Raw genomic sequence first — 6,887 nt, 5'->3', positions numbered from 1 at the left:
GCCTGCGCCGCCGGCGGCGATCGGGACTTGGACCCGCTCCTGCAGGCCGTCGTGGAACTGCACCAGCAGCTCGCCGCCGCGCAGCTGGGCCGTGCCGCGCTCGCAGGTGAGAAGGATTTCCTCGTGGAAGCCGGGATAGGCGGCGGTGCTGGCCTCGACCGTGCCGATGGCGCCATTGGCGAAGCGCAGCGCGGCGCAGACCATGTCCTCGGTCTCCATCCGGTGCACCGGCGTGGTGGTGGCGAAGCCGGTCACCGCCGCCACCGGGCCGGCAAGGCTCAGCATCAGGTCCAGCGTGTGGATCCCCTGCGAGATCAGCACCCCACCGCCATCGCGGGCGAAGCTGCCGCGGCCGGGCTCGTCGTAATAGTCCTGCGGCCGCCAGAGCCGGATCGTGGTGGAACAGCCGACGATCCGCCCCAGCCGCCCCTCGGCCAGGATCTGCGCCAGCCGCATCCCCGCCGGGCGGAAGCGGTGCTGCAGCACGACGCCCAAGGTCACCCCCGCCTCCCGGCAACCCGCCACCAGCGCCTCGGCCCGGTCTGTGGCGATCTCCAGCGGTTTCTCCATCAGCACATGCTTGCCCGCCGCGGCGCAGCGCAGGGCGATCTCGGCATGGGTGTTGGCCGGGGTCAGGACGGCGACCGCCTCGATCTCCGGATCCTCGAGGATGGTCTCCAGCCGGTCGCAGAGCGGGAAGGGAAAGCGCGCGGCGAAGGCCTGCCGCCGCGCCGCCGAGGGGCTGAAGGCCCGCACCACCTCGATCTCCCCGGCAAGATCGAGCAGGCCCCTGGCATGCGGGGTCACCGCCATTCCGAGGCCGACGAGGGCGATGCGGGTCTTGGTCATGATCTGGTCCTCTCCGTCGCGCGCCGCCGGGCTCAGGGGCCGAGCAGCGTCACCGGCAGTTGCGTCCAAACGGGAGCGAAAGTCACGAGCAGAAGCACACCGATCATCGCCTCGGCGAAGGGCGGGATCGGCCACGAACCCGGATCTGGCCACACGCGCAGACAGATCGCGGTTGATGACCAATCCGGGAGCAGCGTTTCTTCCTTCAAGCATGGTTTGGTGCTGACAAACCCTCCCTCCTTGGCCGGAAGCCGCGCGGGCGACCCGTCGCCTTGGAGCGTTCGCCGGGTTGTCTAGCCGAGCCAAGACTCCCGCGTCAGCGCGTTGGTCAGGGCCATCAGCTCGTCGCGCAGCCGGTCGCGGCGGATCGGGCCTCCGAGGCAGACGCGGAGCGACTCGGTCGGCGATCCCAGCACGGTGAAGGCGTCTGCGGGCATCAGGCCGATGCCGCGTCCTGACATGCGGCCCATCACGTCGGCGCGGGCAAGCCCTGAGGGCAGGTGTAGCCAGACGCTGAAGGCCTGCGGGTCGCTGTCGAAGTCGAAGCCCTGCAGAACCTCGGCGGCGATGGCCTGCCGCGCCGCGCTCTCGGTTCGGACGAAGGCGCAGATCCGGTCGGCGGTGCCCGCCTCAATCCATCGCGTGACCAGAGCCATGGAGAGTGGCGACGCCATGATGCTCGTCGTGCGCAGCGTCTGCGCGAGGAGCGAGGCCGAACGGCTGTCGGGGGCTACGGTGAAGGCGAGCCGCAGCCCGGCCCCGATGCATTTCGACAGGCCGGCGACATGCCAGACGAGGCCGGGCAGCAGCTCGGCAAAACCCGGAACCGCGGGCTGCCGCAGGAAGCCATAGGCGTCGTCCTCGATCAGGGCGAGGCGGCGGCGCGCCAGCACCTCGGCGATCTGCCGCCGTCGTTCCGCAGGAAGGCTGCGGGTGGTCGGGTTGTGCAGGGTCGGGTTCAGATAGAGCGCTTTCGGCGCATGCTGGCGGATCGCCTCGTCGAGCGCTTCCGGCAGGACGCCTTCCGCATCCTCCGCCACGCCGATCAAGACCAGCCCCAGCCGCGCGCAGAGCGAGCGGATGCCGGGATAGGTGACGGCCTCGCACAGGATCCTGTCGCCGGGGCAGGCGATGTTGGACAGGATCGCCAGCATCGTGGCATGCGCGCCGGGCGTGATGGCAAGCTGGTCCAGCCCGGCGGCGATGCCGCGGCGCGCGAGCCACCCCCGGGCAACCTCGCGGTCGTGCGGGCTGCCGGTCGTGGCCTGATAGCGCAGCAGGGCGACGAGATCGGGGCCGAGGGCGGCAAGGCCGGCGGCCATCTCGGCCATCAGGGCGGGGTCATCCGGTTCGGGGGGCAGGTTCATCGAGAGATCCTGCTCGACCGCGCGGCGTTGCTCCGCGGCGGGTCCGGGCGCGGCGGGGGCCGGAGCGGACGCTGCCCTCCGGACAAAGGTGCCGCGCCCGACATGGCTCTCCACCAGACCGCGCCGCGCCGCCTCGGCATAGGCACGACTGATGGTGGTGAAGTCGAGCCCCAGCTGCTCGGCCAGCTTCCGCTGCGGCGGCAGGCGGTCGCCGGAGCTGAGCGCGCCCCGCCGGATATCCTGCGCCATGGCGTCGGCGATCTCGATGTAGCGCGGCTTTCCGTTCGCGGCGAGGGTCGGCATCCAGTTGGTCATACGTCCTCCATCGAGCCAGCTTGACTGCATTGTATGCACCGAGGATTGGATGTTCAAGTTCGGAGTCGCTTGGCGCGGAAGCGCGATACACGTCCGTTTCGGCTGCCGTTTTGCACCTATACGGCCTGCTCCTGTGCGCTCACTCGAAGATTGATGGCATCAGCCCCATATTATATGCTGCATGCAATATAGGAGCATTCGATGGATCTGACGATTCGAGAGCTGAAGCCTGCCCTGAAGCGCGGCCTGCGCAACCGCTGCCCGAACTGCGGCGAAGGCAGGATCCTGTCCGGCTACCTCAAGGTCGCCCCGGAATGCACGGTCTGCGGCCAAAGCTTCGCTGCGCAGCGGGCGGATGACGGGCCCGCCTATCTCACCGTGCTGATCGGCTGCCATGTCGGCGGCTTCCTGCTGCACGGCCTGTTCGTGCACACCGACCTGTCGCCACTGCAGAACGCGACGATCACCGGCAGCGTCGTGACCCTCGTCAGCCTTGCCCTGCTGCCGCGCTTCAAGGGGGCGATGATCGCCTGGCAATGGGCGTCGCGCCTGCATGGGTTCTGACGGGCGCCAGACGGTTTCCTGTCAGGACGACGGCGCGTCAGCCCGGCGCAAGGCCTCCTCCCGGCGGGTCGGGCCTCGAGCCTGACCCCGACAGTTCCCTGCCGCTTCAGCGCCCGGCCTCTCACCGACCGCACGGCCCCCAACCCTCGCATCAACGTGCGGCGCCTTCTCGCGAACCGAATGGCGCTTGATGCGTTGCGGTCCGGTAGCGAGGCAACGGAGGCGACCCCATGACCGACATCAGCGATCTTCCCGAAGAATCCGGCCCGGCAGGGGGCTGGGGCTCGCTGAAGGGCATCGCCCACATCTATGGGGAAAGCTGGGCCTCGCCCGGGGCTCTCGACACCTTGCGGCGGCAGAACAAGCCCGGCGGCTTCATGTGCGCCTCCTGCGCCTTCCCGAAGCCCGCCAACTACCACCCGTTCGAATTCTGCGAGAACGGCGCCAAGGCGACGCTCTGGGACCTGACCTCGTCGCGCTGCACCCCGGCCTTCTGGGAGGATCACAGCGTCGCCGAGCTGCGCGGCTGGAGCGACCATGACCTCGAGTCCACCGGCCGGCTGACAGCGCCGCTGCGCTACGACGCCGCCACCGACCGCTATGCCGAGATCGGCTGGGACGAGGCCTTCGCCGGCATCGCCGATGTGCTGCGCGGCATCGAGCCGGATGAGGCGGTGTTCTACGCCTCGGGCCATGCCGGGCTCGAGGCCTCCTATCTCTACGGCCTGCTGGCGCGGCTCCATGGCACCAACAACTTGCCGCAAAGCTCCAACATGTGTCACGAGACCACCTCGGTCGGGCTGAAGAAGGTGATCGGCGCCTCGGTCGGCACGGTGATCTGGGAGGATCTGGAGGCGACCGACTGCTATTTCTTCTTCGGCCAGAACCCCGGCTCCAACTCGCCGCGCTTCCTGCACCCGCTGAAGGAGGCCAAGGACCGCGGCGCCAAGATCGTCACCTTCAACCCGGTGCGCGAGCAGGGGCTGATCTCCTTCGTCAACCCGCAGAACCTGTCGGACATGGTGACGGGGCGCGAGACGATCATCTCCGACCAGTATCACCAGCTGAAGGCCGGGGGCGACATCGCGGCGATCCTCGGGCTCTGCAAGGTGGTGATCGAGGCCGACGACCGGGCGCAGGCCGAAGGCCTGCCGCGGGTGCTGGATGTCGATTTCATCGCGGAGCATACGACCGGGATGGACGCCTTCATCGCCCATGCGCGCTCCGTTCCGTGGCCGGAGATCGAGGCGGCCTGCGGCCTGACCGAGGCGGCGCTGCGCGACGCGGGGCAGGTCTATATCGAGGCCGAGCGGGTGATCGGCGTCTATGGCATGGGCCTGACCCAGCACACCCATGGCTCGCTGAACATCGCCATGCTGGTGAACCTGCTGCTGCTGCGCGGCAACATCGGCCGGCTCGGCGCCGGCTGCTGCCCGGTGCGCGGTCATTCCAACGTGCAGGGCCAGCGCACCGTGGGCATCGCCGAGAAGACGAGCCTGATCCCGATGGACAGGCTGCGTGCGCTCTACGATTTCGAGCCGCCGCAGAAGGACGGGATGAACATCGTCGAGGCGGTCGAAGGGCTGTTCGAGGGCAAGGTGAAGGCCTTCCTCTGCCTCGGCGGCAACCTTTTGCGCGCCGTGCCGGACCAGGGCCGGATGGAGGAGGCCTGGCCGAAGCAGGAGCTGACGGTGATGATCTCGACCAAGCTGAACCGCAGCCACCTCTTCCCCGGCAAGGCGGCCTATATCCTGCCCTGCCTAAGCCGCACCGAGCGCGACAGCCAGACGGGCGGCGACCAGGTGGTCTCGGTCGAGGACAGCTTCTCGATGATCCACGGCTCGGTCGGCAACCGCAAGCCCGCCTCGGACCAGCTGATGAGCGAGCTGGCGATCGTCGCCGGCATCGCCAAAGCGCTGCTGCCGCCGCATCCGAAACGCGACTGGGAGGGCTGGACCGGCGATTACGCCCGGGTGCGCGACCTGATCGAGGCGACCTATCCCGACGACTTCAAGGGCTTCAACCAGCGGCTGTTCGAACCCGGCGGCTTCTATCGCGGCATCCCGGCGCATGACCGGATCTGGGAGACCGAAAGCGGCAAGGCGGTCGTCACCACCCCCGACCGGCTGACCTCGCTCGGCTATGACGAGCAGGCCGGGCGCTACAGCCTTTTGACCATGCGCTCGAACGACCAGTTCAACACCACGATCTACGGCTATTCCGACCGGTTCCGCGGCATCGAGGGCACGCGCGACGTGCTCCTGATGAACGAGGCCGACATCGCCGAGGCGGGGCTGGCCAAGGGCGATGTCATGGCCCTGGTGACCGATACCGAGGACGGCCATCCGCGAAGGCTCGGCGGGCTGGCGCTGATCCCCTTCGACCTGCCGCGCGGCACGGTCGGCTCCTACTACCCCGAGTGCAACGTGCTGGTGCCGATCGACCACCACGACACCCTGTCGAAGACCCCGGCCTACAAGTCGGTGCCGGTGCGGGTGGAACGCGACGGCGGCTGACGGCCTCCCCCTTCCTCCGGCGCGGGGCACGCGAGGCTTGCGTCCCGGCCGCCGGACGTGATTGTGTCGCCCCGGGGAAGGCGCGCCGGGGGGCGCGCGAAGAGGGGAAGCGGGATGCGTCGCGGGGTTCTGTCATGTCTGATCGTGCTGCTCTGGGCGCTGCCGCAGGCCGGGGCCGCGGCGGCGACCGACCGGCAGGCGATGCAGGGCTGGTACCGGCTGGTGCTGGAGCTGGTGCGGCACACGCCGACCTATTCGCCTCCGGTGGCGAGCCGCGCCTTCGCCTATCTCGGCGTCACCGGCTATGAGGCCGTGGCCTCCGGCGATCCGGCGCTGCGCAGCCTCGCCGGCCAGCTGACCGACCTCGACCCGCTGCCGGCGCGCGAGCCGGGGCTGGCCTATGACGACGAGGCGGTGGTGCAGGCGGCGCTGGCGCGCTCGGTCGCGGTGTTCTTCGAGAATACCGGCCCGACCGGGCAGCGCGCCATCGCCGCCATGACCCGCCGGCAGGGCGAAGCCGCCGCCGCCGGCGTCGCGCCCGACACGCTGGCGCGCAGCGAGGCCTATGGCCGGGCGCTCGCCGACCACATCATCGCCTGGTCGCAGGACGACGGCGGCGCGGTGGTGGAGAACATGGGCTTTCCCTACGAATACCAGATCACCGACGCGCCGGGCCACTGGGTGCCGACCAGCCGCGTCGCGCAGCAGCAACTGCCGCTGCTGCCGGACTGGGGCCGCAACCGGCCCTTCACGATGCAGCGGATGGAGGTCTGCGACCTGCCGCCGCCGCCCGCCTACAGCGAGGAGCCGGGCTCGGCCTTCCACGCCGAGGCGCTGGAGGTCAGCATCGCCCGCCGCGACCTGACGCCGGAGCAGACCGCCATCGCCCGCTTCTGGTCCGACGACCCGATGCTGTCGCCGACGCCGCCCGGGCACTGGATCTCCATCGCCTGGCAGATCCTCGACCGCGACGACGCCGGGCTGGCCGAGAGCGCCGATGTCATGGCGCGACTGGGGGTGGGCATGGCCGACGCCTTCATCGGCTGCTGGCGCAGCAAGTTCGCGCATGACCTCGTGCGGCCGGTCACCTATATCCGCAAGCTGATCGACCCGACGTTCGAGCCGCTGCTGATCACCCCGCCCTTCCCGGAGTACCCGAGCGGCCACAGCACCCTCTCCGGCGCCGCGGCCACAGTGCTGACCGCGAGCTTCGGCGAGGGCTTCGGTTTCGAGGACGCCACCCACGAGGATGACGGGCTGCCGGCCCGCCCCTTCC

5 protein-coding genes are annotated in these 6,887 nt (G+C 69.7%); 3 read left to right on the top strand and 2 right to left on the bottom strand.

Annotated elements, in window-relative coordinates; all coding sequences use genetic code 11:
* Window positions 1-849, bottom strand: an 849-nt coding sequence (locus C5F48_RS20620) for a Gfo/Idh/MocA family protein (RefSeq protein WP_107665666.1), incomplete at its 3' end; no start/stop codon positions are given.
* A 293-nt stretch (window positions 850-1,142) separates the two neighbouring features.
* A complete protein-coding gene (locus tag C5F48_RS20615; protein WP_107665665.1) occupies window positions 1,143-2,531 on the bottom strand; it encodes an aminotransferase-like domain-containing protein in 1,389 nt (462 codons plus the stop codon).
* A 201-nt stretch (window positions 2,532-2,732) separates the two neighbouring features.
* Here C5F48_RS20615 and C5F48_RS20610 point away from each other — a divergent pair, with 201 nt between their 5' ends.
* The 3 genes from C5F48_RS20610 to C5F48_RS20600 all read left to right on the top strand — a co-directional run.
* On the top strand, window positions 2,733-3,095 hold the full coding sequence (locus C5F48_RS20610) for a DUF983 domain-containing protein (RefSeq protein WP_107665664.1): 363 nt from the start codon (window positions 2,733-2,735) through the stop codon (window positions 3,093-3,095).
* A gap of 230 nt (window positions 3,096-3,325) precedes the next feature.
* Window positions 3,326-5,611, top strand: a complete 2,286-nt coding sequence (locus C5F48_RS20605) for an FdhF/YdeP family oxidoreductase (RefSeq protein ID WP_107665663.1) — start codon at window positions 3,326-3,328, stop codon at window positions 5,609-5,611.
* 114 nt (window positions 5,612-5,725) lie between these two features.
* Window positions 5,726-6,887: vanadium-dependent haloperoxidase (locus C5F48_RS20600; RefSeq protein ID WP_107665662.1), on the top strand; the 1,162-nt coding region annotated here is incomplete at its 3' end.

The organism is Cereibacter changlensis JA139 (assembly GCF_003034985.1).
Classification (GTDB): Bacteria; Pseudomonadota; Alphaproteobacteria; order Rhodobacterales; family Rhodobacteraceae; genus Cereibacter; species Cereibacter changlensis.
This window is presented reverse-complemented; position numbering and strand designations above follow the sequence as displayed.